Genomic DNA, 25,325 nt, shown 5'->3' with positions numbered 1-25,325 from the left:
CTGATTATAGTCTATTATAAGGTAGGGGTAAATTTGGCAAAGGTAAGACTGAAAAACAAGGCTGGAGTTGTTAAAGAGGCAACGGTTGGATTTTCTTGGACTACATTCTTTTTCGGTGGATGGGTTGCAATGTTTAGGGGACACTGGGGAGAGGTTTTAAAATGGGTATTCCTAAATCCTATTACATTTGGCATTTGGGGGCTGATCCAGTGCTGGACTGCAAATAAAAAAACCATTCATTCTCTGCTAGAAAGAGGATATGAGCCCGCGTCGGAAGATCAACGCGAGCTGCTTGTAGAAAGAAATATCGTTGCATAAAATAAGATATTAATATTAATTTGCCAAGTCTGTCTCTTTATTGAGATGGGCTTTTTTATTAACTAATTCATTCATAGCCATTATTCTTACTTCAACCTTTGCTCAATTGGACTCACTTCCATGTCACTCTGCCGACTTCCTCAGCAGGTCCGCTCGATATATCTAATTAGAGCACGGAAAGATATCTGCTGTTCTAATCTATCGATCTATTTCCCCTTTTTACGGCGCTCAGTGACCGGCTCCCCGCCAATCCCCCAATTGTCTGTATGCACCTCATCAATGACCACAACGGTTGTCTCGGGATTTTTATCAAGCACATCCTGGAGCAGCTGTGTCACTCCCTGGATCAGCTGTGCTTTCTTCTCGGAAGTCACATTTTCGTTCGTTATCTTAATATTGACGTACGGCATTCTTTTACCCCCATTTCATCATGATTGTGTTTTGTTTTCGCAGCCTATTCCCTTCACAAGCAGCAGGGCACCCAAAAAGACGATTCCGGATGCTGCGGCAAGCGCAGCATCAAAGTTGTCGGTGCGGGCCGCCAGGACTCCTGCGGCAAGCGGGCCAGCCATCTGGCCAGCTGCATAATAGGCTGTCAGCTTCCCGAGTATCCGGCTGCTTTCCCGGGGCTGGATTTCGCGGGCCAGGGTAGCCGCGAGAGTGGTGATGCCCATGAACGTCGCCCCGAACAGAGTGCTGCTGATCCATATTCCGGGACTGCCGTGCCACCATACAGGCATGATGATGCCAAGCGCCTGGAGTAACATCGCAGAAACCAGTGCTTTAACATATCCGAACCTGCGGGCGAACGCTGACCAGATCATGCAGGACGGAATGGCGGCAAGCCCCGCGGCGAGCCAGACATAGGCAGCCGGAATGCTGCGGGATGCTTCCTGATCTGCAATCGCAACGATAAACGTTCCTGTTACGATGTAGCCGAGGCCTTCCAGTCCGTAAGCCGCTGTCAGCCAGGGAAGCCATTTAACCGGTGGAAGCGGACGCTGCACAGCTTTTTCTCCAGCTCCCTGACGCGGGGGAGCCTCCCTGATCCACAGCCAGATGAATACCAACAGAAATAAACTGACTGCAGCGAGCCCCATCCAGATACCCCGCCAGTCATATACTTGATCCAGGCTTGGTATGGCGAGGCTTGACAGGACCATTCCTATCCCGACTCCCCCATAGAGAATACCTGACCAGCTGGTCCTGTCCCGCGCGGCGAGTTCATCAAGCACAAGACTCGAAGCCAGCACAAAGGCAAAGGCACTGGCCATGCCTGATAGAAACCTCAGCACATGCCAGCTGAAGGGTGCCGCAAAAATGGCCATACCGGCAGTGGCGGCGATGCCTGCAAGCAGGCTCAGTCTGAGATAGGCAGTGCGCCGCCCCTGTACAGGAAGCCTGCCTGCAAGAATAGCACCTAAAAAGTATCCCCCATAATTACTGGCAGCCAATAATCCAGCTGCCGCATCGGAAAACGAAAGCTCCTTCTGCATCAGCGGAAGGATGGGCGTATAGGCAAATCTTCCAATCCCCATGGCGGCAGCAAGCGCCAGAATCCCCCCGGCGAGCACGGGCAAAGGCTGTTTGATCATCATGCCGGCTCCTCCCCTTTTTAACTCTTCTTATATTCTACCTTTTTGAGGCTTGAATTTAAACGGATTCACTTATCGCAATTTCATTCATCGTACAGTTTCGCCTCACCCCTAATTGCCTCAAATTGACATATCGCATTTATTCGATATACAATACACCCATGAAGCCGATTGAATTGTTTAAAGTATTATCAAACGAAACCCGTCTGAACATTTTACAGTGGCTGAAGGAACCGGAAAAGCATTTTCCCAGGCAGCAGGCTCATCTTCCAAAGGAGGTCAGTATAGAGGGAGGGGTTTGCGTTGGGGATATTCAGGAAAAAGCGAAGGCTTCTCAATCCACGGTTTCTCACTACCTGACCATGATGCAGAAGGCCGGCTTGTTAGAGGCCGTTCGCTATGGACAATGGACGTATTACAGGCGCAACGAAGAAACAATCCGTCAGTTAGCCGAATTTCTGAACACAGAGATATGAAAAGAACGGAAAAGATCTCCGTTTTTTTTATTTCCGTAAATATCGAAAAAACTAGATATTTAAATTTTTAAATAATACTGGGAGGTATCATCTATGGATCATTCAGCACAGAATGCAGCACTCAGGAGACAGCATACACTCCTTATATTTACTCTCACCCTCCTCACCTTCGTATTAGGTACGAGTGAGTTTGTAATTGTCGGGCTGCTGAAGGAGGTGGCATCTGATATAGGCGTCACCGTGGCCGCGGCCGGCTCGCTGGTTTCAGGCTTTGCGATTGCCTATGCTGCAGGCACCCCTATCATCACAGCCTTTGTCAGCAGATACCCGAAGTATCCGCTCATGCTCTCTCTACTTTGTATCTTTATTATCGGGAACATTGTCAGCGCCTTATCGGAATCGTTCTCCCTATTAATGGCCTCCCGTATCATCACGGCTGTGGTGAGCGGTGTGCTGACGGCACTGGCCATGAGTGTAGCAAATGATGTGATGCCTAAGGAGAGAAGATCGTCTGCCATCGCCCTGATTTTCGCCGGCTTTACCATCGCCAATGTGATGGGTGTGCCGCTCGGTACCTTTACAGGTCAGCTTGGAGGATGGCAGTTAACATTTTGGCTCACTGCTGCACTTGGCATACTCGCTCTTATCATCAGCATGCTGGTCCTGCCAAGAGATTTGCGGGGCCAAAAAAGCAGTTTAGCAGATTCGATCAAGTTATTTACTCAGCCCAGGATTCTGCTCGCTTTCTTCATCCCGATCTTCTGCTTCACGGGAACATACACCATCTATACCTATATAACACCCATCCTGCAGGACGGATTGCACCTATCGGCCCGTTTCAATGGAATCGTATTGCTGTCATATGGACTATTTTCCATTTTGAGCAATGTGCTCGCAGGAAAAATCGCACGGCATAATGGAATCGGCAAGCTCCGTTATGTCTTTCTCATCCAGGCCGCTGTCCTTGCTTCCCTATACTTCACGATGGATTCAGCGTTCCTTGGGCTGGTCAGCATCATGCTGATCGCGGTCATGCTTTATGCCATGAATGCCTCCATTCAGCTATACTTCATGGACTTAGCCAAAAAGTATTCTCCCGGGGCCCAGGACTTTGCTTCTTCCCTGACTCCTGTGTCCGTCAATATCGGAATTGCCTCCGGTTCAGCACTCGGCGGGGTGGTTGTATCTTCGGGCAGCCTCACTCACCTGCCATGGGCCGGGGCATTGGCAGCCCTTGCTGCTTCCGCTCTTGCCTTCATTAACTTCAGGCTTGATAAGAGTGGCAAAAATTAATCGTTTAAGAAGCTGCACCGGTGGAAGGTATAAGTATAGGAGGGATTCTTATGCTATCAAAAAAACCTACAGTTCCCATTGCCGCGGCTCTATTCCTAACCGGCTCGGTTACCCTTACTGGCGCAGCCTTCCCTATTGAACCGGCGCATGCTTCTGTGGTTGAATCTGAGGACGATACAGCACAGGAGGACGCGGTGAAAAAGCTGCATGAAATTCATGACAGTGCATATCACGGAGGATTCCCCGGAAATGCGGAAAGCTTCATCCTCCATAAGACCACGCGCACAGACATCCAGGACCGATGGGGACCGGCTCCTATGCCAAGGACAACCGACAGCCCGTTTGACATCTACGGTGCCAATATGGGCAATCCAGGCTATGGCTTTTCATATGACAAGAACAACATCGTGAAGGAAATCCGCTTCTTCGGCACCAATGTAGAGCGCGGTCATAATCTTGGCGGCATAACAGCCGCAGTTCTCGGACGTGAGCTTGGCAGTGCGGATTATATCCGCAGCATTCCCGGGACCGGGGAGACAAGTTATATTTATGAGACAGGGAATTATGAGCTGCAGTTTGTAATCGGGACCGACGGAACAGCGGATCATGTAAACTTAAAATAACTGGACTGAAAACAGCGGCCACAGGGGCTGCTGTTTTATTTTTTCCTATTAATCAAACGTTTGATTAAACTCGCTCTCTCCTCTCGCACTGCACGGAGGATCAGCCCTTCCCTTCTCTTTATCAAGCAAAGTCGGGACAAGTTTCCCCTGTCCCCCGCCGTGCCTGTCTCATTTTTTCTGAATAGCATATAGAAAAAATTAAAGGCAGGGACAGCTTTTGATAAATTTAGGAAAATTACTGGTTGGCTTCCGGGACCAGGTATCTGCCATCACCAAGGACAAGCTCCACAGGAAGCTGGGCACAAAAATCGTTAAAAGATATCCCCAAATCAATGTAGATGTCATCGAAGTGCCGGAAGGGGAGGAGAAAAAGTACCGCAAACTGTATCTCCACCTGCCGGACGTCGTATTCGTGGACTTTAACTATCTGCGCCAGCCCTCCTGCATCCCAAACGATCCCTATTACCTTGAACCTGCACCCACAACAAGCGATGGCCCGCAAGGCCAATGGGGCCTGCGGAGGATCAAGCCGGAACGCGCTTTTGATAAAGTAAAGAACCTCCGCTCAAGAGCGAGAGCTGCGGTATTGGATACAGGCATCGATCCCAATCATCCCGATTTGAGGGAGAAGATTATCAATCCAATCAACTTTGGTTCGGCTGATCCAAACGATTATATAGACCGCGACGGCCATGGAACACATGTAGCCGGCATTTTGGGGGCTGTTACAGACAACCGGACAGGCGTTGCCGGGACAAGCTTTAACACATCCTACATCATCCCGGTCCGCCTCGGGAACGATGATTTCACCTCCGAAGCCATCCTGGATGCCATTTTCTACTCCATTGCAAACGGAGTGGATGTGATCAATATGAGCTTTGGCGGCCCAGGCTATAACCAGGCTGAACAGAATGCAATAGAACTGGCATGGAACAGGGGAATCGTCCTCGTGGCGGCTGGAGGAAATGAAGGGCATGAAGTCCCAAGCTACCCGGCTGCTTACAATTTTGTTTTAGGCGTAAGCGCGACAGATAAAGAAGACCGCCTGGCCCCTTTTTCCAACTGGGGTATCTACATCGGAATCGCGGCTCCGGGCACTGCCATCCTATCGACCACGCAACCTTATCCTGTACCGAACACACTTCCCAACTATGATGCCATGCAGGGCACTTCAATGGCCGCCCCTTTCGTAAGCGGTGCAGCCGCCCTGCTCCGCGCCCTCTCCCCGCAAGTTTCGAACCAGGAAGTTGTCCAGGCCATCCAGCGTTCTGCCCGTCCCATTGATACCGATCAGAAGGAATGGGTGCCATTTTACGGATATGGACTCCTCAATCTAAGCAAAGCCGTGAGGGTGCTGAAGAAGAACCGTTCCCATGATTGGGATCCTCTAGGCTCATTTTATGGACAGGCCGTAGATGAAAACAACCAGCCGCTTGAAAATACGACCATCATTGCCTTCAGCAAAGAGACCAACCAGGAAGTCCGGGAATATATGACAAAGGCAGACGGCATGTTCCGCCTTTTCAACCTGCCTGCCAGCAGCTATCTGATCGGCTGGGTGCCTGAAGGTTCAACAGAGGCTGAGACACTGATTGAAGACATTGAAATTGTGCCTGGAACTGATACATTCCTGAAGCTCGTTATAGAAGAAATTGAATAAGTTTCTTCTCCCCTCTTTTCCGTTGATTCAGCAGTCAGGCAGCGGCACCTATAGAAAAGACCGGCCAGATCCTTAACAGAGTAAGGATTTGGCCGGTCTTTCATTTTCAGCGCTAAATGATAGTTAACTCTGTTTTAATTCAAGCCTTCTAGCGATTTGTGACAGGGCATAGTTCACGATGAAGTACATCAGTGCCACAATCAGGAAGACAGGGATGACATAGGATTCTTTCTGCGCATAGAGGATCTGTCCGTTATGCAGCAGATCAGGCAGGGCAATGACGACCGCGAGTGACGTATCCTTCAGCAGGGAGATGAACTGGCTGACGATCGGCGGCACCATCCTCCTCAAAGCCTGCGGCATGACGATATAGCGTAAGGTCTGGACGTAGCTCAGGCCAGACGAGCGCCCCGCTTCCACCTGCCCCTTTTCGATGGAGTTGAGGCCGCTTCGGATGATTTCCGACAGCATGGCCGCTTCGAAAACGGTCAGTGCGGCAATGGCTGCAGTCGTGATTTCCATTTCGATGCCGAGTTCAGGCAGGGCAAAATAGGTGAAGAAGATGATCAGCAGCAAAGGGAGATTACGAATGGTCTCAACAATGACGGCAAGGACCTGGGATACAACCGGGATCTTTGCATACCTTAGAGTCCCTACCACAGCCCCGATGATAAAGCTGAGCACAATCGATATGGCTGCCACCTTGAGCGTGACCAGGAAGCCTTCAAGCAAAAATTTCAAATGACTCGGAGTGTATACTTCAATGAATGGTGCTAAAAAGTCCATGGGGTGCACCTCCTCAATTGCTTCTGGCCAGGCGTTTTTCCAGGTACCCGACGCCAAAGCTCAAAGGAATTGTCAAAATTAAATAAAATATACCAACAAACACATATGTATCCACGTAGGCGAAAGTCTTGGCATTGATCAAATCACCCTGATACATCAAATCTCCCCCCGCTACTACAGCCAGCAGGGACGAATTCTTGACCAGATTGATGAACTGGTTGCCAAGCGGCGGGATGACGATCTTGATTGCCTGCGGCAGAATGACGAGCCTCATGGCCTGTCCATAGCTTAAGCCCGATGACCTGGCCGCTTCCATCTGCCCCCTCGGCACAGACATGATTCCGGCACGGATCGCTTCAGCGATAAAGGCGGCCGTATAGATGGTTAGTCCGATGGTGCCCGCTGTAAATCCGCCGAAATTCCCGGCCAGATAGGTAAAGAACACGATAACAAGCACCGGTATATTCCGGATGAACTCAACATATGCAGTCCCAATCCAGTTAAGCGGCTTGAGCGGCGCAATGCGCATGACAGCGATGAGTGTCCCCAGCAAAAAGCTGCAGATCAAAGCGATTAAACTCACATAAATCGTATTAACAAAACCATCCAAGAATGAGTCCATATTATCTGTAAGTATAGAGATATCCAGCAAACGATCTCCTCCTAATCAATCAGGATGAGAGAGGTCCGGAGCATTTCCGGACATCAGCTCATCCTGATCAGAAACCTCAATATAGATTATTGCTCTTTAATCCACTTGCTCTTGATCTTGTCATATTCCCCATTATCCTTAAGGGTCTTAAGCGCCTTGTTCAATTCATCCACAAGCTTCTTATTGCCCTTTTTGACAGCGATGCCGTATGGTTCTTCCGTGAAGGTGCCGCCAACGAGCTCATAGGACGGATCTTCTTCAGCCATTCCGTAAAGGATCGCATCATCGGTTGTTAACGCGTCACCCTTCCCTGACTTCAATGCAGTAAAGGCCTCTGCGTAGTTTTCAAATTCAAGCACTTCTGTTTCTGGAGCTTTTTCACGGATATTGACGGCTGAAGTGGATCCCTTAACCGCAAGTACCTTCGTACCTTTCTTCAAGTCATCCAGTCCTCCCACCTTGCTTCCCTTTTTCACAAGCAGGGACTGTCCGGCGTCAAAATAGACATCCGTGAAATCAACTTCTTTTTTACGCTCTTCATTAATGGTCATCGTGGCCACGACTGCGTCCACCTTGCCGTTATTTAAAAGGCCTACCCTCGTTTTAGAGGTTACCTCTTTGTATTCAGGCTTTACATCAGACCCGAACATTTCTTTTGCAAGCGCCGCGGAAAGGTCAATGTCGAAGCCTTCCACTTTGCCCGATGACGGATTCTTCAAGCCGAATAAACGGGTATCATGCTTTACGCCAAATACGATTTTCTTGTCTTCCTTGATCTGGGCAAGAACATCCTTGCTTCCTTCCTTTGAATCGCCTCCGCCGCATGCAGAAAGCATGAGCGCAGCCATGGTAGAAACCAGTGCCATTTTGAAGACTTTTTTGTTTCTGAACATCTTGTTACCCCCTATTAATGATTTAATATACGGCTGAGGAATAATTGAGCCCGCTCTTCACGGGGATTCGCATAAAAATCAGCCGGAATTGCTTCTTCCAATATTCGTCCTTCATCCATAAATACGATCCGGTCGGCTACCTCACGGGCAAAGCCCATTTCATGGGTCACCACGACCATCGTCATTCCTTCCTTGGCAAGTGCCTTCATGACATCAAGCACTTCGCCGATCATCTCGGGATCCAGCGCCGAGGTCGGTTCATCAAACAGCATGACCTCCGGCTTCATCGCAAGGCCCCGCGCAATCGCCACCCGCTGCTGCTGGCCTCCTGAGAGCTGCGATGGATACGAATCCGCCTTCTCGGATATTCCTACCTTTTCCAGATAGTGCCTGGCCGTTTCTTTTGCTTCCTGCTCGGATTGCCCCAAAACCTTCATCGGGGCAAGCGTGATATTTTGAAGTACGGTCTTGTGCGGGTATAAATAAAAATGCTGAAACACCATTCCGATATTGCGCCGGAGTTTATTGATGTCTGTCTTCTTATCTCCCACTGATATCCCGTTCACCGTCAGGGTCCCGTCAGAGATCGTCTCCAGATGATTGATGCATCTCAGCAAAGTGCTTTTCCCTGACCCGGATGGCCCTATTACTACCACAACCTCCCCTTTATTGATAGTGAGATTGATATCTTTCAAGACTTGAAAGTCCCCATAAAACTTATTCACTTTGCTAAATTCAATCATTCGCGGCCTCCTGTAAAAGCTAATATATATATGTATATTGCATTATCAAAAATTTCAGAATTAATTAAATTATATTCATAGTCAGCCAGTTAGTCAAATTGTGACATTTTACTCATAAAAAAGCAGATATGCAGCTGAAACGATTCTTTTATCATACTTATCCTCTGCAATCGGTGAATATATCGGTGGGAATGCCGATAAACGAGTAGATAGCACCGCTTCTATATTCCTATAAAAAATTAAATTGGAGGATAAAAAAATGAGCATCTATGATTACTCGGCAAAAGCCATGAATGGGCTGGATGTCCATCTGGATACATATAAGGGCAAGGTGGTCCTTGTCGTCAATACAGCCAGTCAATGCGGCTTCACCTTCCAGTACGAGGATTTACAGCGCCTCTATGACAGATAAAAAAAGGGTTCCTGATCCCCGGGTTTTTTGTGCAAACAAAGACAGGCAGAAACCGGGTGAAAACGAAAAGTTTCTAAACCTTCCACACCCTTCGCTACAGCATTTCCTTCCCCCTATTCCAACCTGGCTGATGACAGGCAATTTGAAGGCTTTGACGAATCCCCCCCGATGCCCGGATCCCCAATGAAGCAGATGGGATTAAAGTGCTAATCTTAGTTGTTATTTCAACTTTACTTAGAAAGGTTGCCTCATAAATTTATTCAATTCCACGGAATCCATCTAAAAAAATCCAACAATTTTGTCTACAGCAACTATCAGCCCAAGCAGTGTGGCATATTCTATGATGTGATGGTAAAAAGGTCTTCCCTTAAATTTTTCACCTTCAAACAAGTAGTGGAAAAACATCATACCTATTGCTGGCATGTAATCTCCAATGTTCATAGTCTCACCTTATTCTACTTATTTTTTTAACACCATAATGGAGCTTTCTCTCCCCTTGCTAACCTGATGCAACACTTGTCCTGTACAGTGTAAAACGCATAAACAGCTTTACCTGAAATCATGTCAGCCGCCTTTTGATTATATTAATAAAGTTCTGGCTTCCTTAGTACAACATGATTTATGTTGAGTGATTTTTAAGTTTCTGTACCAAACACCTATAGCTCAAAATAAATAAAAAAGTTCCCCAATAAGTTCAACGGTGTTTCTTGCATTTAATTGATGTATGTTTTGGCAGTATGTTTATTAAACTTGATGAATGATTTCGCAAAGAAAACTTGTAATGCACTAATATTTATAAACAAACTGGGTAGTATAGATCAACATGAAAAACTATAATAAATTTAGTACATAACATTGGGAGGATAAGTATGGAAAAGATAACACCGTTTTTAATGTTTCAAGATGGCAATGCAGAAGAAGCGATGGATTTTTATACTTCCATCATTGAGGATTCTCGAATTTCAAAAATTGTTAGGTATGGAGCTAATGAAGCTGGACCAGAAGGCACCGTAATGCAGGCTACTTTTACCTTGAAAGAGCAAGAATTTATGTGTATTGACAGTCATGTAAAACATCAATTCTCTTTTACACCTTCCTTCTCAATTTTTGTTACTTGTAATACTGAAAATGAACTTGACAATCTTTATGAGAAACTTAATGAAGGTGGACAAGCACTTATGCCTTTAAATAATTATGGTTTCAGTAAAAAGTTTGGTTGGGTAAATGACCGTTTCGGAGTTTCGTGGCAACTAAATCTTCCTTTGTAAATGTTTTAGGGGAAATTAATAAAACTCCATTAGGTAATGGGGTATGACTTTAAAAAGGGTATGACCTATTTTTATCTTAAAGCTTTATTTTTTTGATTTTTGTGAAATATTATACTTAAACAAACAGGTGCGTTAGTTGAAAAAAGTTGGCTGCTGTGGCAGTTTTTTTGTTATTCCGCTAACGGGTCAGTCAGTTGAAGAAAGTGTTTGGATAATTCGTATGATTTGAAATGAGAATTGCATGAAATAAATATAGTAACCTTTTATTATATTTAGTATATTTTTTATAAAGTATCTTAAAGGAATGACGACCTATATGAAATTTATTAAGCAATTTATCTTAAAGCGTCCCGCTGAAAAGAGACTTGCATACTTTTATAGTATTGTTGTAACAGATGAACAGGTGTGGTTACTACGTAACGAAAATGGTGACTTATTACTATTAGAAGATGATGAAGACTTCTCATTTTTACTACCTGTTTGGCCAAGACGAAGCTTTGCTGAAATGGAGGCTGCCAAATTAGATAAGTCATACGAAGCGTTCAACATGCCACTTTCAATGTTTCTAGATGATTTGCTAATGGATATTGAAAAAGACGGTGGTGCCGCTTCGATTTTCCCTAACGAAAACGATGCAATCATTCAAAGTCGTAATGAAATAAAGGAGATGATTCGCAATTTATAGGGCTTCCTCACAGTTCTTCTTTCATACGGGTGCGTTAGTTCAAGGATCATAAAACATAAAAAAGAGCCCTTTTCTAACAAATAGGGCTTAATTTTATTTAACTAACTTAACCACATTATTTACAATATCCTCAATAGTATTGACGGCGGAATTGAGTGCTAATTCACCAGATAATGCAATAGGATATCGCCAGGGCAAACAATCTTAACTGCTGGTATGTATGTTACCTTTCCTAGCATAATGCAATTATACTAAACCATTTCCAAAGGTGCTTGTAACATTAATGAAACAGAAGCCGATATACAAACGACTCCTGTTCTTTTTCATATTTAGTAATAACTAGTTTTGTTGGTCTGGACTTTCGTTACCATTATTTTTTAATAATACTTTCAATCCGCTGCCGATATCGGAAGCTAAGATGTAATTTCTGTCGACAAACACACCCCAAATGTCCGAATTTTTAGGAACATAGCTGCCAATTTGTACTGGATTTGATGGATTGGTGATATCTACAGCACGAACTCCACCAGCGTAATGAGATAAATAGAGAGTGTTGCCCTGCACTTTTGGATCATGAACAGTTCTTGCAAATGTAGCAGGTGCTCCAGCCTCAGCCTCTGTTAAATCTGTCTTAAACTCACTTAATAACTTAGGATTTGTTTTATCCTTAATATCAAAGATTCGTGTATATCCATACGCAGCTTCATAACCAGCTTTAATAGGAGAATAAACCTCTCTCGTTTCTATTAATATTGTGCCTCCCTTAGCAACAGCCGAAGAGTGGGCTGATCCTTGCTGATTGGAGGCAAAATCAGTTCTGCCCAGGTATACAGGTTTTTCTGGATTGCTAATATCAAAGATGGCTGTTCCCAAATCCCACATTGAGACATATGCATACTTACCATCCACCATCGTGCTATGATTGAATACTGGTCTAATCTTTCCATCTGGAGTATGCCAATGATATCCGTTGAAATCCTCTGGAATTTCAGGCAAGCTTCTCGGGTCAAACTGCCAGAGTGTCTTCGGGGCAGCCGGATTACTCACATCAACAATTTGAAAATCTTTTTCTTCTCCATGGCTATAGTAATCAGCATAGGGGTTTGCCGCAAGAACAATAGCTTTATTTCCTTGAACCGTTAAAAATAATTCATGAGTCCCATTTGTTTTTTTGGTTACTTCCCAGAACCCTAATTTTTTCGGTTGATTTGGATTTGTCACATCATATAATAGGAAGCCGCCTTTTGAAGCGGGGTTATTTCTGTTTAACTGCTGAACACTAACCACAGCCAAATCACCTTTAAAATTTGGTGTGTTGACCGACTGAACGATGACTTTTTCTTGCCATGTCCCCGGAATATCATTGTTGGCAAAGACGGCAACTTCTTTAGGGTTGGATGGATCTTTCAAATCGAATACCCTAACCCCGCCATTTCCGCCATTCTTTGTATGTGTCCCGACATATGCATATCCTTTATAACTATAGACATCCCCAAAGCTGTTTTGCTTCCCGTCTGGCCTGACCACTTTCATCTCTGGGGCTGAAGCCTCGTATATAAACTTCAGATTCTTACTTCCCTCTAATACTGGAGCCGCGACATTGTCATAATTGGTTCTCTCTCCCTTTTCAATGTTTACGTCTCCTAGTTCGTCGTGGGCCAATACGTTAAAAGGAACTGCAGAAAGAGATAAAGTACTTGCAAGTGCTATGCTTAAAACCATATTTCTTTTAATATTTTTCAATAAAAACCCCTCGCCTTCTATCATTCATTGCTTAATAAAGTATAAATCAGAATAGTTAAAATTTTCAATATATTTTAAATATTAAAGTATGACAGAAAGTGACATGAAAACCATAAAGTTTTAATTATAACGGTATTTGGGCTACCTGGTGGATCAATCTAATACCGCACACGGTTGGGTGGCCCCCACTTCATGTCACGTATTAAAAAAAGACCCAATATCGGCTCTTTTTCTTTAACAGTGATGAATGTTTATAAACGTTCTCTGGAGGGGTGTTCCTTATAGTCTATTAAAAATACTATTGCATTCTGGCCAACGCGATAGCGGATCAGTCATTTACAATTAACAAGTTAATTTTGCGAAAGCCTAATTGTTAGTATCGCTACCAGAGGGCAGTTACACCATCCGTGTTTCTTCCTTTTGTATAAACGAATAATAAACAAAGCCCTCGATTATAATGGAGGGGGCTCAGGCTGTCGAGAAACTTCTCGACAGCCTGAGAACACATTAAGTACTCTTTATCCTTCAGGACGCAAAACGACCATTAATTATGGAACCAATTGAAAAGTAAGCTCGATCGTTGATTCAGCTAACCTGGATTACAAATATTCGTATGATACAAAATATTTACGAAAACAGCCTTTTAAAAAGAGACTGGCCACATAAAAGTTAGATATCAAATTGGTGGTACATGGCTTGAATTCAGGCCCTTCTCGTTGGAGTAAAATAATTGCAGCTGGAGCAACAACCATAACTAGGATTAAACTCTTTGGAACAGTTCGAGTATTCTATGCGATCGAATAAAAAATGGCTTTGCTTCACTACCAGGTGCTTCAACAAAATAAAGAGTAAAAATTAGAGAGCCTAAAATATGCAAGTTTTTATGCACTACTTACGTATTTCGGCTCTTTTTACATTCATATAAGATACTTCCATTTATAGCAAAAATTAATTGCCGAATACAAACGAACGGATGACTGTCTTTGACCCTTTAATCCGTCGGTAAAGGTGCATTTGGCGCTACAAGCTTTTCTTCTTTCAGTTCCTGCCAGAAGGCGGCCGGAATTTTTTCTTTGGAAGCCGCCAGATCCTCCTTCACGTGCTGGGGCCGGGTAGAGCCAGGAATGACAGCCGCTACCGCAGGATGAGCCATTGAAAACTGAAGTGCGGCGCTTTTTACGCTGATGCCGTGCTTCTCTGCAGCCTGCTGTATTCTCTTTGCTTTTGCCGCAATGTCTTCAGGGATTTTTCCATAATCGAAATGATCCCCTCCAACCAGCACCCTGGAATTGAATGGCGCTCCGACCACTATCTTCACATTCTTTTCTACTGCCCTCGGCATCAATCTTGTCAGAGCATACTCATGATTCAATAGTGTATAATGGGTCGCCTGCAGGCAGATGTCAGGCTGCAGTTCCTCCAGTTCCATGGCGAGCTCAATCGGCTCCGTATGGTTGACGCCAAGTCCCCACGCCTTCACCACGCCCTCTTGCTTAAGGCGTTCGAGGACACGGAATGCCCCCCTTCTTGCAATATCAAACTGGCCGACCCATTCGTCACCATGAAAATCCGGGGAAACATCATGTACATACACAAAATCCAGACGATCCGTTTTCAACCGCTCCAGGCTCTGCTCCACGGACCGCATTGTCGCATCTTCACTATAATCCGTCGTCACCTTGTTCTTGCGGCCGTACTCAAACATCCCTTCCTTTTCTTCCGTCTCATCCTCAATGACCCGCCCTACCTTCGTGGATAATAAAAAGTCATCACGATTATACTGTGAGAGCACTTCTCCAAGCCGAAGTTCGGCTAATCCCGCACCATAAAAAGGCGCTGTATCAAAATAGCGGACTCCCTCTTCCCAGGCAGTCTCAATCGTGCGTCTTGCTTCCTCTTCTGGAACATCTCTGAACATATTGCCAAGCGGGGCGGTTCCAAACCCCAGTTTTCCTTTAATTAAGCTCATATTCATTCCTCCAATTAAAAAATAAGACTAGTTTTTACTGCTTCTTATCAACGGACAGGCTGCATAATAAAAAAGGCTGCTTTCATTTAATTCCTTGTCTGGTTGGAATTTAAACACCATTGTTTACAAGAGTCAGTTTCGATATGGTCATTAACTGGAAATAAGATAATTTCATACAGCTCCGCCCCTTTTCCACAAAAAAACATAATAAAAAACCTCCTCTAACCTGGTTTGTTTGAGGAGATTTTCTCATATTACCCGCTGGGTCCACTATAACACTGCTGCTATACCATTTTTTGGTTAGTGAAAGTTAGGAAGAGTAGTCGAATTACTATGTGCAGAATCCCTATCCGCTTTAACTATATCCATTTCATCCGACTCTTTACTATTCCATACATAAGAATCGCCAGGTTCTTGATCACTGGTTTTTGATTCGGACTTAGCCGGCTTTTGTTCCTGCTGTTTCTGCTCTTTTGGTTCCAATGTTTCCAGGCAGATTAGGTTACTTACTTCATGTGTGCGGTCTTCGTTAATCATCTTCCACGCAAGAGCCATCCGTGCTTGCCAATCACCTTCCAAAACCTTCGCAATCGCGACGGCTTCCTCCTGTTTCCGCTCCAGCATATCTGCATCATCTAACTGTTTACGCTCGTCATTTTGTCTTTTTTTATAAGCTGTTAGAGTAAGTGCTGCCCCGGCGGCCGAAAGCAGAGACGTTACTATGATGGGCATTGATTTTTTCATAGCTTCCTGTACCCTCCAATCCGAAAGTATTCCTCATACGGTTCACATACCCTCTCTTTTTGGGTTTTAAAGCTATTCATGTACCGCCTTTTTTTACCAGCAGGCTGATTTATCCTAAGATAAACATAAATTTGACCTGGCTTTCATCTCCATGCTGCAACGATTGACGAATAACTTTGCAGGGGAACCTTGAGTCTCTTTGAAATCCAATAACCAGGTCTTCCAATATTCAGAAGTGCACACAAGTGCAGCAGACTCTTCCTGTTTTAGCTTTAGAGTAATAGTAAGATTTGTTTCATTTTACAGCACAATTAAAGTCACCTCTCAATCGACTGTTCAAACATGAAGACAGATACAGCGATATCTTCTTCAATATTAATGTCCGAAAACAATTGAATCAGCTTACTTTGCATTACTTCTTCGAGCTCTTCTGGAGGCTCCTTTTTATAGTGGCTCTGAATCATTTTAGTCCTTGCTCTGTGCACTTGTTCAAAGCCTTCCGGACTCTGCATAATAAACTTTTCAACCGGGGTAAGATTTCCTTTTAATGTGGTAATGGCCATATTATCAACAAATACCGTTTTTATAGAATCAGGACCTTTTCCAAATAGATCTTTTCGGACTTTGCGGACAACTTCATTAAATTGATGTTCCCTTTTGCTCATCTGTTTTTCCCCTTTCCCTCCCCAAAATTGACTTTGAAGGGGCCAAAAAATAAATAACATGCTATAAATATAAAAAATGCACCAGAGCTGAGATCAGCATTTACTTTCCATTTAGTTTTACCCTTGCTAATAGATAATTGTTATTTTTAGCTGTTTTATTTCAAGCCTTGCCCAATACCTTTTATTAGATTAAGTCCAAATAGAAGGGTACGGTTAATATCCGGGTCCTTCATTGCCTTTACAAGGTCCCATACACTTGCCTTTTTATTGGAGTTTAATCCTTCTTCAGCCTTCTTTATCCCCAAATTTAGTCCGTTAACCAGCTTTTTTGTAAACTCTGGATCTAATTCAGTTAAAGCTCCTGCAGCAGCCATGGCGTTATTTATCATATTGGTGACAGGTGGGCGGACCATTTGTTCAATAGCAATTTCCGCCACTTTTTCTTTTGCTTTTACCAGAGAAACAGCAGCATCCAATATTCCACTTTCCTGCAGCTCACTTAGAAGTACCAGGGCTTGTTTTAATGCCTCGGTATTCTCTGCTGCGTGTTCCTTCAGACTTTGAATTGACTCCTGATTCTTTTCCGCATCAGTATTTTGTTCTTCAAAAATCATAGAAATTGGTTTTGCCATTTTAAAGTTCTCCCTTTTCTATACCGCAGAAAGCCCACACCAAAAAGAAGCATTGGCAGTGGACTTTCTACCTCTTTTATTTATTTCAGAACTAATTCTTGTTTTTCATCTCGAGAAATTTGTTTTACAGATTTGTTAACCAAATCATTTTTTTGTGATTCTGGTTTTACTTCTTCCTTATCAGAGGGAGTTTTCTGAGAACCCGGTTTTATATACTCGTTTACTGAAGCAATCGGCTGATAATCATCACGTTTCCATTTACGATGAACTTCAGCCCCCATTTGCGGTGTGCGCTTTGCATTTCTTGGATTGAATGAAGGAAGCGGCGAATCTCCTTTTATATTCAGGATTTCCATTTTCACCCTTGTCTGCTTGTAGGCAGGCGTATTGGTCTTAACATCTCCTGCATTTCCTGTAAGCAGGTTAATCGCATTTTCATGGCTGACAGAATGCATGGGTACATATAACTCTTTTCCTTGTACCCTGTCTGTAATGGTAGCTCTTAACTTAATGGCTCCATAAGGAGAAACTAATCTGACAAGAGATCCCTCGAGAACTCCGCGCATATTTGCAAGCTCAGGAGAAACTTCGACGAATACTTCAGGAAGCTTATAAAGCAAGCCCTTTGATTTATTAGTCATATTTCCTTCATGGAAATGCTCAAGCAAACGGCCATTGTTTAAAACTAAGTCAAATTCATCTCCAAAATGATGTGGAGGAATGTAGTCAACTAATGAAAATACCGCCTTTTTATCAGGGAAATTAAAGCCTTCCGTAAATAACAGCGGAGTGCTTTCACCGGTATTGCTGCCCCACAAGAAGCTGTTCCAGCCCTCAAGTTTTTCATAGCTTGCTTCTTTAAAAATTGGTGAAAGGCTTGCCATTTCTGCATATATTTCACTAGGATGCTGATAATTCCACTCTGCCCCCATATAGGTAGCAACCTGCTGGATAATCCACCAGTCTGGCATTGAATCCTCAAGAGGTTCAAGAACTTGGTAGAGTCTTTGTACCCGGCGTTCTGTATTTGTGAAAGTTCCATCCTTTTCAAGTGATGGTGCTGCAGGCAAAATGACATCAGCAAACTGAGCCGTTTTTGTAAAGAAAACATCCTGGACAACAAAGAATTCAAGCTTGGATAAGGTATCATGTACATGATTAGCATTAGAGTCAATCCACGCCATATCTTCACCAACAAGATACATTGCTTTTAGCTCTCCAGCTTCGACCGCCTCCAGCATTTGAATATTATCTTTACCAGGCTTACCGGATATTTCTACTCCATATGCCTCTTCAAATTTAGCCCGGGCGATTTCATTTGTAATATGCTGATAGCCTGGAAGCCAGCCTGGAAGAGTTCCCATATCACATGCTCCCTGGACATTGTTATGCCCACGAAGAGGATAGGCACCTGCACCCGGACGCATATAGTTACCAGTCAGCAGTAATAGATTAGATATAGCTGCAGATGTATGGCTTCCTCCAACGTTTTGTGTAACACCCATTCCCCAAAGCACACAGGTTCCATCGGCTTCATAAATCATTTGGGCTATTTCTTTCAGTGTGTCTATTGAAATACCTGTAGTTTGTTCAGCGTATTCTAAAGTAAATTTGGAGAGATGATTTTTATATTCCTCGAACTGGTTAACATGATTCAAGATAAATTCTTTATCTGACCAGCCCTGCTCAAGAATATAATTTGCTACGGCACTAAGCCATACAAAGTCTGTTCCCTGGTTAGGATGAACATAAAGGTCGGCACGCTCGGCCATTTCATGTTTCCGCAGATCGGATACAATCAATTTCTGGCCGTTTAGTTTTTGGGCACGCTTTACCCTGGTTGCAAGAACCGGATGTCCTTCAGTTGGATTTGCACCAACAATCATGACTAATCCAGCTTTTGAAATATCCTCGATGGTACCGGAGTCTCCTCCAAACCCTACTGTTGACATTAAACCGTCTGTTGCAGGTGACTGGCAATATCTTGAGCAATTGTCCACATTATTTGTTGTAAACACCTGACGGGCCAGTTTTTGCATTAAGTAATTTTCTTCATTTGTAATTTTTGAAGAAGAAACAAAGCCAATTGCGTCAGGCCCATCAGCTGCCTGGATAGCCCCCAATTTTTGTGAGATAAGAGTCAGCGCCTCATCCCATGAAGCACGGACAAATTGAGCTCCCTTTCTGATCAGCGGTGTAGTCAGTCTTTCTTCAGAATTAACAAAGTCCCAGCCAAACTTACCTTTGACACAAGTGGAAATACTATTAACTGGTGCCTGTTCAACTGGCTCGACTTTTAATATCTGACGGCCTTTCGTCCACACCTCAAATGAACAGCCTACACCACAGAAAGTACAAACGGTTTTAGTTTTTCTGGTTCTGGTATCCCGCATAGCTGCTTCTACTTCGGAGATAGCAAAAATACCTGTATAGCTTGGTTCAACTGCTTTTACCAAATCAATCATTGGTGATAAAAGATTATCTTCTATACCAGACATAAATCCGGCCTGGCCAAGCATAGATTTTTCCTGTAATGCGTTACAAGGGCAAACGGTAGAGCACTGTCCGCATGAAACACAGGAGGATTCATTGATTGACTTTCCTCCGTCCCAAAGTACCCTTGGCTTATTGCTTTCCCAGTCTATGGTCAACGTTTCATTTACCTGCACATCCTGGCAAACCTCAACACAGCGTCCGCATAATATACATTGATCCGGGTCATAGCGGTAGAATGGATGGGAGATATCCACATCATATCCTTTTGGTGTGAATGGGCGGCTTTGATGTTCTATACCCATGTGCTCTGCAGTATTATGTATGCGGCAATTGCCATTGTTGTTGTCACACACTGTACAATAAAGCATATGGTTCTCAAGAATTCTGTCCATGGCCTCTGCTTGTGCCGACTTAGCCAGCTCCGAGCTTGTTTTAATTTCCATACCAGCCGTAAATGTGGTTGAACACGCTCTCATCAATTGCCCGTCTATCTCACACATGCATGTATCGCATGTCTGAATAGGACCGGTAATTTCTGAATAGCAGATATGTGGATGCTCCACTCCTTCGGCCATTAAGTGGTCCAGAATGCGTACTCCTTCTACTACTTCTTTTGTTTCCCCGTCAATAGAAATAGTAACTGTCTTTGTTGTCATACTCCTTACCCCCAGAAAGTTAAAGAAACCTCGGTGTTTGCCTAGCCACCGGTTAATATTTCTACAAAAAGAGTTAAAAACGCAAAAAATCCATCACAAAACAAATATGTGAAAAACACATAATTGCTTCATGATGGATGTATATCGAGCATCTAAAATACTTTTTACCAATCCGTCAATATAAATACGATAAGTAGCACCCATACTTTTATCTAAGGCATGAACACCACTTATACAAGTTTAGTACTTTTAGTTTTCACTGTCAACGCAGCGGAAACTATTATTATATTGTAGATGGGATTTATTTTTATACAAAATTAAGTCCCCTTATTGATTTTTGCTCTCAGTGTTCGCTTTTTCCGAAGTACGTTGAATTTAAGAATGTATATCTCCACGCAGCCCAACAATGAAAAAAGAAGCCCCTCAAAAGTTTAATGAACTTAAGAGAAGCTTCCTTTATTTCCTCAATGCCAGCAAGATGTCAGCATTCCACTCTCACCTTACCAGCAAATCCTTTTCTTTCAAGGTTTGAGGAGCAGATTACATCATGCCGCCCATTCATGAAGGTTTTAGACTAAACAAAATCGACGATAAAACCTATACCATATTCTTTTTTCATAAATAACCTTAAATAGAAATTGAAATTGCTATGAGCAAAAGTATGAGCCTTTACATTACTAGCTATTAGTCAAACTGAGATTAAAGCCTTCATTTTTATTAAACATCGCCTTATCAGGGCTTTTCGGTTGTCTGAAAACCTATTGCGCCTGTCCAAAGGGTGAAGGCGAGTTATGCTAACGTAATCAGAGCTTTTTTGTTGAAGAAACCTGGTACTCCGTACTTAATATCACAAGGCTGTTTAGCTTGTTAATAAAAGCACACTATTAGGCATTTAAGAAGCAGCTTAATACTTCTTATAACTTCGTTTCTCATTAAATTGTCAGGGTTTTTCTCCACCTTAAATCACTAGAAACATCTAATTCTTGGGAGTTATTTGCCCTTTTCCTGCAGCCATTTATCAAATTCAATTGCCACAATTCGTTCCCCAGTAATTCCTTCCGATTCTCCCGATGCCAAAAAGACAATGGGTTTAGCCATTACTTCCGGATCCAGCAGCTGAAATTTGCCTTCAAGCTGCTTTTTCACTTCATCCGGAATCATGCCCGTTATGGTGGCTCCTCCCGGGAGCAGCATATTTACTGTAATGCCATAGCTTTTTAAATCCTCTGCCATAATATAGGACAAAGACTCAGTGGCTGCGCGAGAAGGGCCATAAGGGACGAATCCCTTTCGCTTCATTGTCTCATAATTCATAGAAATATTAATGATTTTACCTTTTCCCTGTTCGGCCATAAATGGAACAAAACCGCGGGAAACCAGGAAATATCCTGTAACGTTTGTATCCATTAAATCACGGAATCCATCCGGCGAAACTTTAAAGAAAGGCTGCGGGTCAGTCAAAAATTGAGGATTCACCGTTCGCATGCCTATTCCGGCATTATTTATGAGAACATCAATTTTTCCCCATCTCTTTTTCACCCAATCGACGGCATCATTAACGGATTGTTCAGAACGGACATCCATCGGAAGCTCAACAGCATGTAACCCTTGCCTCGTAAGATTATGTACAGCCTCACTCAATTTCTCCCCCGGGCGGGACGATAAAGCAACAGTTGCTCCCTCTTTTAAAAGCGCTTCTGCCATTGCATAGCCTAAACCACTTGAAGCTCCGGTCACCACGATATGCTGTTCTTTTAATTTCATCATTGTACACTCTCCTTTAAGGTATCTTTCCCTGTCTGTGACCCCTTTTTAAAGGTTATGATTATGTGAAAACGCGGATATCTTTCTGCCTAATCGATATGGATGGCTGGACTATTGAACTCAGTAAATAGAATGTCCAAAAAGGGAAGATTTCATTTTGACAGCCTCCGTCTCAATGATTGTAAATGCTGCTGCCGCAGCTTTCCAGCCTGATGCTCTTTACCTTTTTATAATAAGCAGTCGAACGATTTGAAACTTGTTTTTACAGTACCTATTGACACGGGAATGACCTTTCACGCTTTTGGCACAGGCTGGAAAATCCAAAAATACCCTTAATATTTCCAATTTTTTTAAGCTTAAAAAGATTTAAGAAAAAAACCTTGGCATGAAACTGGTTTCATACTTTACCCTATAAGTAAAGCATCGGCTGGCGTTACATATTTAGCGGCGTGACGGTCGATGTCTTGAAATAAAAAAGGAGGACTAAATAGCCCTCCATTACATCCTGTTTAGTTAAAGGAATGCAGCGATTTTTTCCAAGTCAAAACGATGATGCGGATATCCTTCAGAATCTGCTTTTCCAATGGGTAAAATGCCTGCAAATCTGACATGCCCAGGAAGATTCAGGAGCTCTCTTACTTTATCCTGATCAAAGCCCAGCATAGGGTTGCTTGAATATCCATATCCTTGAACGGCAAGCATTAAGAACCCGAAAGCGATATTTGTCTGGGTTAAACCCCATTGAGCACGATCTTCCACCGTCATGCCATTGAAAAATCCTGACAGATTGGCCACTTCTTCTTCCTTGCGCTCTGGTGGAAGTCCCGGATGTACAGTGTCAGCAATATTTGCAAGTACATCCTCCATATCACTTGTAACCACAACAACAGCGGGTGCTGAAGTCACTTGTTTTTGACCATAAGCTGCTTCTTCCAGCTTTTCCTTTAGATCTTTATCTGTCACTACATGGAAACGCCATGGTTGAAGGTTCCATGCACTTGGGGATAAGCGGACCAACTCAAAAATCTTTTTTAGGTCTTGCTGAGGAATAGGCTCCTGCTTATATTTGCGAATGCTATGGCGTGTTTCAATTGCTTCTTGTACCGATAGAGATTGTTCTGTTGTGTTCATAGCCATGGTGATCATCCTTTCTAGAAAAAGTCTTAATTATGTTACCCTGCCTAAAAACACAATAACCACTTATTATTCAAATTTACACCTATACAGCATCAGCTTTGTATTTTTACGAGGAATGTAATTCTTCCATATAAATCACACGTCACAATGAGTCTACTTTAGTAAGGTGATAAACTCCCTCATGAATGTTGGCAAATCTGGCCATGCCTGACCTGAAACAAGATTTTGATGAATATGCACGTTCTTGTTGATATACGCAGCCCCACAAGCTTTCACATCCGGCTCGACAGAAGGATAAGCTGTATATTCTCGGCCTTTCATCAAATCCGGAATTACAGTCAACAGCTGTGCCGCATGGCAAATCGCTCCAACCGGCTTATTCGCTTCAAAGAAATGGCCGACAATCCTTGGAACTTCATCAAACATTCGGATATATTCCGGCGCACGTCCTCCCGGAATGATCAATCCGTCATATTCTTCAGGATTGACATCCTTGAATGCAGCATGTGATTCGAGGCGATATGCAGGTTTTTCCTCAAAGGTCTCCATTCCCTCTATAAAATCATGACTGACGGTGCGCAAGCCTTTAACAGAAGGGGAAGCGATGGTAACATCATAACCTTCTTCGAGACAGCGATAGTAGGGATAAAATACCTCAAGCGCCTCTACCGCATCACCCGTAACAATTAAAATTTTTTTACTCATGAACATACCTCACATTTATCATTTATAAGACTAGAATGACCAGGAATACAAACATTTATCCTGATTTTTCGGAGTCCCCTTTTAAAAGAGTATCAATCACCACAAACGAAATATTACAAACTCTTAAGGTGCTCATTAAAAATTGATTTGGTCCCCGTTGTAAGCCGCAATATAGATTTTTTTCATATCCTCTACTGATACTTGTCTAGGATTTGATGGAGTACACGGGTCTTCAACAGCTCCTTCGGCCATCTGGTCCAGATGTTTATTAAATTCTGCCTCATCCACACCAAATTCCTTTAAAGTGAGCGGAAGATGTAAAGATTTGTTTAAGCGGCGTATCCGTTCTGTTAATGAATCAATTAATTCATCGTCTGTGCTGCCATCCAAACCAAGCATCCTTGCGATGTCAGCATACCTTGAACTGTCGGCCTTTCTATTATAATCAATCACATACGGGAGATAGAGTGCATTAGCTGTCCCATGCGGAATTTTAAAAATCGCCCCACTCTTATGGGATAGGCTGTGAACAATTCCTAGGAATCCATTTGAAAAGGCCATGCCTGCAATAGCTTGTGCATAATGCATTTCTGCTCTTGCCGCTTTATCACCGGAAGCAGATTTTTCAATATTTTCTGCCACCTGCCTGATCGACTGCATAGCCAACGGATCAGTAAAAGAGTTATGCGCAGTGGACACATAAGCTTCTATACCGTGTGTTAGGGCATCCATTCCCGTATAAGCTGCAATAGAAGCAGGCATGGAATACGTCAACTCAGGATCAATAATTGCTATATCAGGCGTGATCTCATATCCGAATACCGGATACTTAACTCCCTTATCATAGTCTGTAATAACAGAGAATGGTGATACATCGCTGCCTGTTCCACTAGTTGTTGAAATCGCGATGAAACGGGCCTTCTTACGCAATGCCGGCAGTACGTTGGGAGCCTTGATCTGATCAAATGGCAGTTCAGGGTTTTCGTAAAAAATCCACATTAACTTTGCTGCATCAAGTGGCGATCCACCACCGGCGGCAATGATCCAATCCGGCTGGAATTCTTCCATCTTCTTGCCCCCGTTTTGGGCGGTTGTTATGGATGGATCATTTTCAACGCCTTCAATTAGCTGGGTTTCTATGCCGGCCTCACGCAAATGGGATTCGATTTTATCCAAATAACCGGACCTTTTAATCGATTGACCTCCAATAACAATGGTCGCTTTTTTCCCTTCAAGGCTTTTCAATACTTCCAGCGCTCCTCCCCCAAAGTAAACATCTCTTGGAATAGTAAAGCGGTACATATGTGCTCTCTCCTTTTCTTTAGTAATCAGAACTGTAACAGTTTCCCCTATTGTTATGACAAAAAACAAAAATCAAAAAAATGTTAAACTTCCCTAACTAATTCATGA

The 25,325-nt window shown here is 43.4% G+C and carries 25 protein-coding genes; 8 read left to right on the top strand and 17 right to left on the bottom strand.

The window, feature by feature from the left end; translation table 11 throughout:
* Positions 1 to 33: 33 nt before the first annotated feature.
* The gene (locus tag V1498_RS01775) at positions 34 to 318 is read left to right on the top strand and encodes a hypothetical protein (RefSeq protein ID WP_409296616.1); all 285 of its coding nucleotides are present in this window, start codon (positions 34 to 36) and stop codon (positions 316 to 318) included.
* A 206-nt stretch (positions 319 to 524) separates the two neighbouring features.
* On the opposite strand, the gene V1498_RS01770 is transcribed toward V1498_RS01775, so the two are convergent.
* On the bottom strand, positions 525 to 728 hold the full coding sequence (locus tag V1498_RS01770) for a 2-hydroxymuconate tautomerase family protein (protein WP_409296615.1): 204 nt from the start codon (positions 726 to 728) through the stop codon (positions 525 to 527).
* An 18-nt stretch (positions 729 to 746) separates the two neighbouring features.
* On the bottom strand, positions 747 to 1,916 hold the full coding sequence (locus V1498_RS01765; RefSeq protein WP_409296614.1) for a YbfB/YjiJ family MFS transporter: 1,170 nt from the start codon (positions 1,914 to 1,916) through the stop codon (positions 747 to 749).
* A 158-nt stretch (positions 1,917 to 2,074) separates the two neighbouring features.
* Here V1498_RS01765 and V1498_RS01760 point away from each other — a divergent pair, with 158 nt between their 5' ends.
* The 4 genes from V1498_RS01760 (at position 2,075) to V1498_RS01745 (ending at position 5,965) form a co-directional block, all read left to right on the top strand.
* On the top strand, positions 2,075 to 2,389 hold the full coding sequence (locus V1498_RS01760; protein ID WP_409296613.1) for an ArsR/SmtB family transcription factor: 315 nt from the start codon (positions 2,075 to 2,077) through the stop codon (positions 2,387 to 2,389).
* Between the two features lie 93 nt (positions 2,390 to 2,482).
* A complete protein-coding gene (locus tag V1498_RS01755; protein WP_409296612.1) occupies positions 2,483 to 3,682 on the top strand; it encodes an MFS transporter in 1,200 nt (399 codons plus the stop codon).
* 50 nt (positions 3,683 to 3,732) lie between these two features.
* Positions 3,733 to 4,305, top strand: coding sequence for a YjgB family protein (locus V1498_RS01750; RefSeq protein WP_409296611.1), 573 nt, complete (start codon positions 3,733 to 3,735; stop codon positions 4,303 to 4,305).
* Between the two features lie 217 nt (positions 4,306 to 4,522).
* Positions 4,523 to 5,965 (top strand): S8 family serine peptidase, encoded by a 1,443-nt coding sequence (locus tag V1498_RS01745; RefSeq protein WP_409296610.1) that lies wholly within the window; start codon positions 4,523 to 4,525, stop codon positions 5,963 to 5,965.
* Positions 5,966 to 6,088: 123 nt separating this feature from the next.
* Here V1498_RS01745 and V1498_RS01740 read toward each other — a convergent pair whose 3' ends face one another.
* The 4 genes from V1498_RS01740 to V1498_RS01725 all read right to left on the bottom strand — a co-directional run bounded on the left by V1498_RS01740 (position 6,089) and on the right by V1498_RS01725 (position 9,039).
* Entirely contained in the window at positions 6,089 to 6,751 is a 663-nt protein-coding gene (locus V1498_RS01740; RefSeq protein WP_409296609.1) for an amino acid ABC transporter permease, read from the bottom strand.
* A 13-nt stretch (positions 6,752 to 6,764) separates the two neighbouring features.
* The gene (locus V1498_RS01735; protein ID WP_409296608.1) at positions 6,765 to 7,403 is read right to left on the bottom strand and encodes an amino acid ABC transporter permease; all 639 of its coding nucleotides are present in this window, start codon (positions 7,401 to 7,403) and stop codon (positions 6,765 to 6,767) included.
* 86 nt (positions 7,404 to 7,489) lie between these two features.
* Entirely contained in the window at positions 7,490 to 8,296 is an 807-nt protein-coding gene (locus V1498_RS01730) for a transporter substrate-binding domain-containing protein (protein ID WP_409296607.1), read from the bottom strand.
* Between the two features lie 14 nt (positions 8,297 to 8,310).
* On the bottom strand, positions 8,311 to 9,039 hold the full coding sequence (locus V1498_RS01725; RefSeq protein ID WP_409296606.1) for an amino acid ABC transporter ATP-binding protein: 729 nt from the start codon (positions 9,037 to 9,039) through the stop codon (positions 8,311 to 8,313).
* A gap of 259 nt (positions 9,040 to 9,298) precedes the next feature.
* Between V1498_RS01725 and V1498_RS01720 the strand changes: the two genes are divergently transcribed.
* Positions 9,299 to 9,451, top strand: a complete 153-nt coding sequence (locus V1498_RS01720) for a hypothetical protein (protein WP_409296605.1) — start codon at positions 9,299 to 9,301, stop codon at positions 9,449 to 9,451.
* Between the two features lie 279 nt (positions 9,452 to 9,730).
* On the opposite strand, the gene V1498_RS01715 is transcribed toward V1498_RS01720, so the two are convergent.
* Positions 9,731 to 9,892: a hypothetical protein gene (locus tag V1498_RS01715; RefSeq protein WP_409296604.1), complete on the bottom strand. Its 162-nt coding sequence runs from the start codon at positions 9,890 to 9,892 to the stop codon at positions 9,731 to 9,733.
* Positions 9,893 to 10,320: 428 nt separating this feature from the next.
* On the opposite strand from V1498_RS01715, the gene V1498_RS01710 reads away from it, so the two are divergent.
* Positions 10,321 to 10,719 (top strand): VOC family protein, encoded by a 399-nt coding sequence (locus V1498_RS01710; protein WP_409296603.1) that lies wholly within the window; start codon positions 10,321 to 10,323, stop codon positions 10,717 to 10,719.
* Positions 10,720 to 11,035: 316 nt separating this feature from the next.
* Positions 11,036 to 11,404: a DUF2750 domain-containing protein gene (locus V1498_RS01705; RefSeq protein ID WP_409296602.1), complete on the top strand. Its 369-nt coding sequence runs from the start codon at positions 11,036 to 11,038 to the stop codon at positions 11,402 to 11,404.
* Between the two features lie 339 nt (positions 11,405 to 11,743).
* Here V1498_RS01705 and V1498_RS01700 read toward each other — a convergent pair whose 3' ends face one another.
* The 10 genes from V1498_RS01700 to V1498_RS01655 all read right to left on the bottom strand — a co-directional run bounded on the left by V1498_RS01700 (position 11,744) and on the right by V1498_RS01655 (position 25,217).
* Positions 11,744 to 13,138 (bottom strand): LVIVD repeat-containing protein, encoded by a 1,395-nt coding sequence (locus V1498_RS01700; RefSeq protein ID WP_409299094.1) that lies wholly within the window; start codon positions 13,136 to 13,138, stop codon positions 11,744 to 11,746.
* A gap of 1,000 nt (positions 13,139 to 14,138) precedes the next feature.
* On the bottom strand, positions 14,139 to 15,122 hold the full coding sequence (locus tag V1498_RS01695; protein WP_409296601.1) for an aldo/keto reductase: 984 nt from the start codon (positions 15,120 to 15,122) through the stop codon (positions 14,139 to 14,141).
* A gap of 294 nt (positions 15,123 to 15,416) precedes the next feature.
* Entirely contained in the window at positions 15,417 to 15,860 is a 444-nt protein-coding gene (locus tag V1498_RS01690; RefSeq protein ID WP_409296600.1) for a hypothetical protein, read from the bottom strand.
* 317 nt (positions 15,861 to 16,177) lie between these two features.
* Entirely contained in the window at positions 16,178 to 16,525 is a 348-nt protein-coding gene (locus tag V1498_RS01685; RefSeq protein WP_409296599.1) for a DUF2294 domain-containing protein, read from the bottom strand.
* A gap of 155 nt (positions 16,526 to 16,680) precedes the next feature.
* Positions 16,681 to 17,157, bottom strand: coding sequence for a DUF1641 domain-containing protein (locus V1498_RS01680; RefSeq protein WP_409296598.1), 477 nt, complete (start codon positions 17,155 to 17,157; stop codon positions 16,681 to 16,683).
* A gap of 80 nt (positions 17,158 to 17,237) precedes the next feature.
* The gene (gene fdhF / locus V1498_RS01675; protein ID WP_409296597.1) at positions 17,238 to 20,309 is read right to left on the bottom strand and encodes a formate dehydrogenase subunit alpha; all 3,072 of its coding nucleotides are present in this window, start codon (positions 20,307 to 20,309) and stop codon (positions 17,238 to 17,240) included.
* A gap of 990 nt (positions 20,310 to 21,299) precedes the next feature.
* The gene (locus V1498_RS01670; RefSeq protein ID WP_409296596.1) at positions 21,300 to 22,076 is read right to left on the bottom strand and encodes an SDR family NAD(P)-dependent oxidoreductase; all 777 of its coding nucleotides are present in this window, start codon (positions 22,074 to 22,076) and stop codon (positions 21,300 to 21,302) included.
* A 510-nt stretch (positions 22,077 to 22,586) separates the two neighbouring features.
* Entirely contained in the window at positions 22,587 to 23,210 is a 624-nt protein-coding gene (locus V1498_RS01665; RefSeq protein WP_409296595.1) for a nitroreductase family protein, read from the bottom strand.
* A gap of 153 nt (positions 23,211 to 23,363) precedes the next feature.
* The gene (locus tag V1498_RS01660) at positions 23,364 to 23,915 is read right to left on the bottom strand and encodes a DJ-1/PfpI family protein (protein ID WP_409296594.1); all 552 of its coding nucleotides are present in this window, start codon (positions 23,913 to 23,915) and stop codon (positions 23,364 to 23,366) included.
* Positions 23,916 to 24,050: 135 nt separating this feature from the next.
* Positions 24,051 to 25,217 carry an iron-containing alcohol dehydrogenase gene (locus V1498_RS01655; RefSeq protein WP_409296593.1) on the bottom strand — a complete coding sequence of 389 codons (1,167 nt, stop codon included), beginning with the start codon at positions 25,215 to 25,217 and terminating at the stop codon, positions 24,051 to 24,053.
* Positions 25,218 to 25,325 lie beyond the last annotated feature (108 nt).

Origin of the sequence: Paraperibacillus marinus (assembly GCF_046237605.1) — a bacterium.
Lineage (GTDB): Bacteria > Bacillota > Bacilli > Bacillales > DSM-1321 > Paraperibacillus > Paraperibacillus marinus.
The sequence above is the reverse complement of the archived record's forward strand: the minus strand, read 5'-3'. Positions and strand labels throughout refer to the sequence as shown.

What these genes read in the sequence shown, in the direction of transcription:
- V1498_RS01750 (WP_409296611.1), top strand. Translation starts at nt 3,733, where the DNA reads ATGCTATCAAAAAAACCTACAGTTCCCATTGCCGCGGCTCTATTCCTA.
- V1498_RS01710 (WP_409296603.1), top strand. Translation starts at nt 10,321, where the DNA reads ATGGAAAAGATAACACCGTTTTTAATGTTTCAAGATGGCAATGCAGAA.
- V1498_RS01685 (WP_409296599.1), bottom strand. Translation starts at nt 16,525, where the DNA reads ATGAGCAAAAGGGAACATCAATTTAATGAAGTTGTCCGCAAAGTCCGA.
- V1498_RS01670 (WP_409296596.1), bottom strand. Translation starts at nt 22,076, where the DNA reads ATGATGAAATTAAAAGAACAGCATATCGTGGTGACCGGAGCTTCAAGT.
- V1498_RS01705 (WP_409296602.1), top strand. Translation starts at nt 11,036, where the DNA reads ATGAAATTTATTAAGCAATTTATCTTAAAGCGTCCCGCTGAAAAGAGA.
- V1498_RS01770 (WP_409296615.1), bottom strand. Translation starts at nt 728, where the DNA reads ATGCCGTACGTCAATATTAAGATAACGAACGAAAATGTGACTTCCGAG.
- V1498_RS01690 (WP_409296600.1), bottom strand. Translation starts at nt 15,860, where the DNA reads ATGAAAAAATCAATGCCCATCATAGTAACGTCTCTGCTTTCGGCCGCC.
- fdhF (WP_409296597.1), bottom strand. Translation starts at nt 20,309, where the DNA reads ATGACAACAAAGACAGTTACTATTTCTATTGACGGGGAAACAAAAGAA.
- V1498_RS01755 (WP_409296612.1), top strand. Translation starts at nt 2,483, where the DNA reads ATGGATCATTCAGCACAGAATGCAGCACTCAGGAGACAGCATACACTC.
- V1498_RS01720 (WP_409296605.1), top strand. Translation starts at nt 9,299, where the DNA reads ATGAGCATCTATGATTACTCGGCAAAAGCCATGAATGGGCTGGATGTC.
- V1498_RS01665 (WP_409296595.1), bottom strand. Translation starts at nt 23,210, where the DNA reads ATGGCTATGAACACAACAGAACAATCTCTATCGGTACAAGAAGCAATT.
- V1498_RS01655 (WP_409296593.1), bottom strand. Translation starts at nt 25,217, where the DNA reads ATGTACCGCTTTACTATTCCAAGAGATGTTTACTTTGGGGGAGGAGCG.
- V1498_RS01730 (WP_409296607.1), bottom strand. Translation starts at nt 8,296, where the DNA reads ATGTTCAGAAACAAAAAAGTCTTCAAAATGGCACTGGTTTCTACCATG.
- V1498_RS01680 (WP_409296598.1), bottom strand. Translation starts at nt 17,157, where the DNA reads ATGGCAAAACCAATTTCTATGATTTTTGAAGAACAAAATACTGATGCG.
- V1498_RS01760 (WP_409296613.1), top strand. Translation starts at nt 2,075, where the DNA reads ATGAAGCCGATTGAATTGTTTAAAGTATTATCAAACGAAACCCGTCTG.
- V1498_RS01740 (WP_409296609.1), bottom strand. Translation starts at nt 6,751, where the DNA reads ATGGACTTTTTAGCACCATTCATTGAAGTATACACTCCGAGTCATTTG.
- V1498_RS01660 (WP_409296594.1), bottom strand. Translation starts at nt 23,915, where the DNA reads ATGAGTAAAAAAATTTTAATTGTTACGGGTGATGCGGTAGAGGCGCTT.
- V1498_RS01725 (WP_409296606.1), bottom strand. Translation starts at nt 9,039, where the DNA reads ATGATTGAATTTAGCAAAGTGAATAAGTTTTATGGGGACTTTCAAGTC.
- V1498_RS01715 (WP_409296604.1), bottom strand. Translation starts at nt 9,892, where the DNA reads ATGAACATTGGAGATTACATGCCAGCAATAGGTATGATGTTTTTCCAC.
- V1498_RS01695 (WP_409296601.1), bottom strand. Translation starts at nt 15,122, where the DNA reads ATGAATATGAGCTTAATTAAAGGAAAACTGGGGTTTGGAACCGCCCCG.
- V1498_RS01765 (WP_409296614.1), bottom strand. Translation starts at nt 1,916, where the DNA reads ATGATGATCAAACAGCCTTTGCCCGTGCTCGCCGGGGGGATTCTGGCG.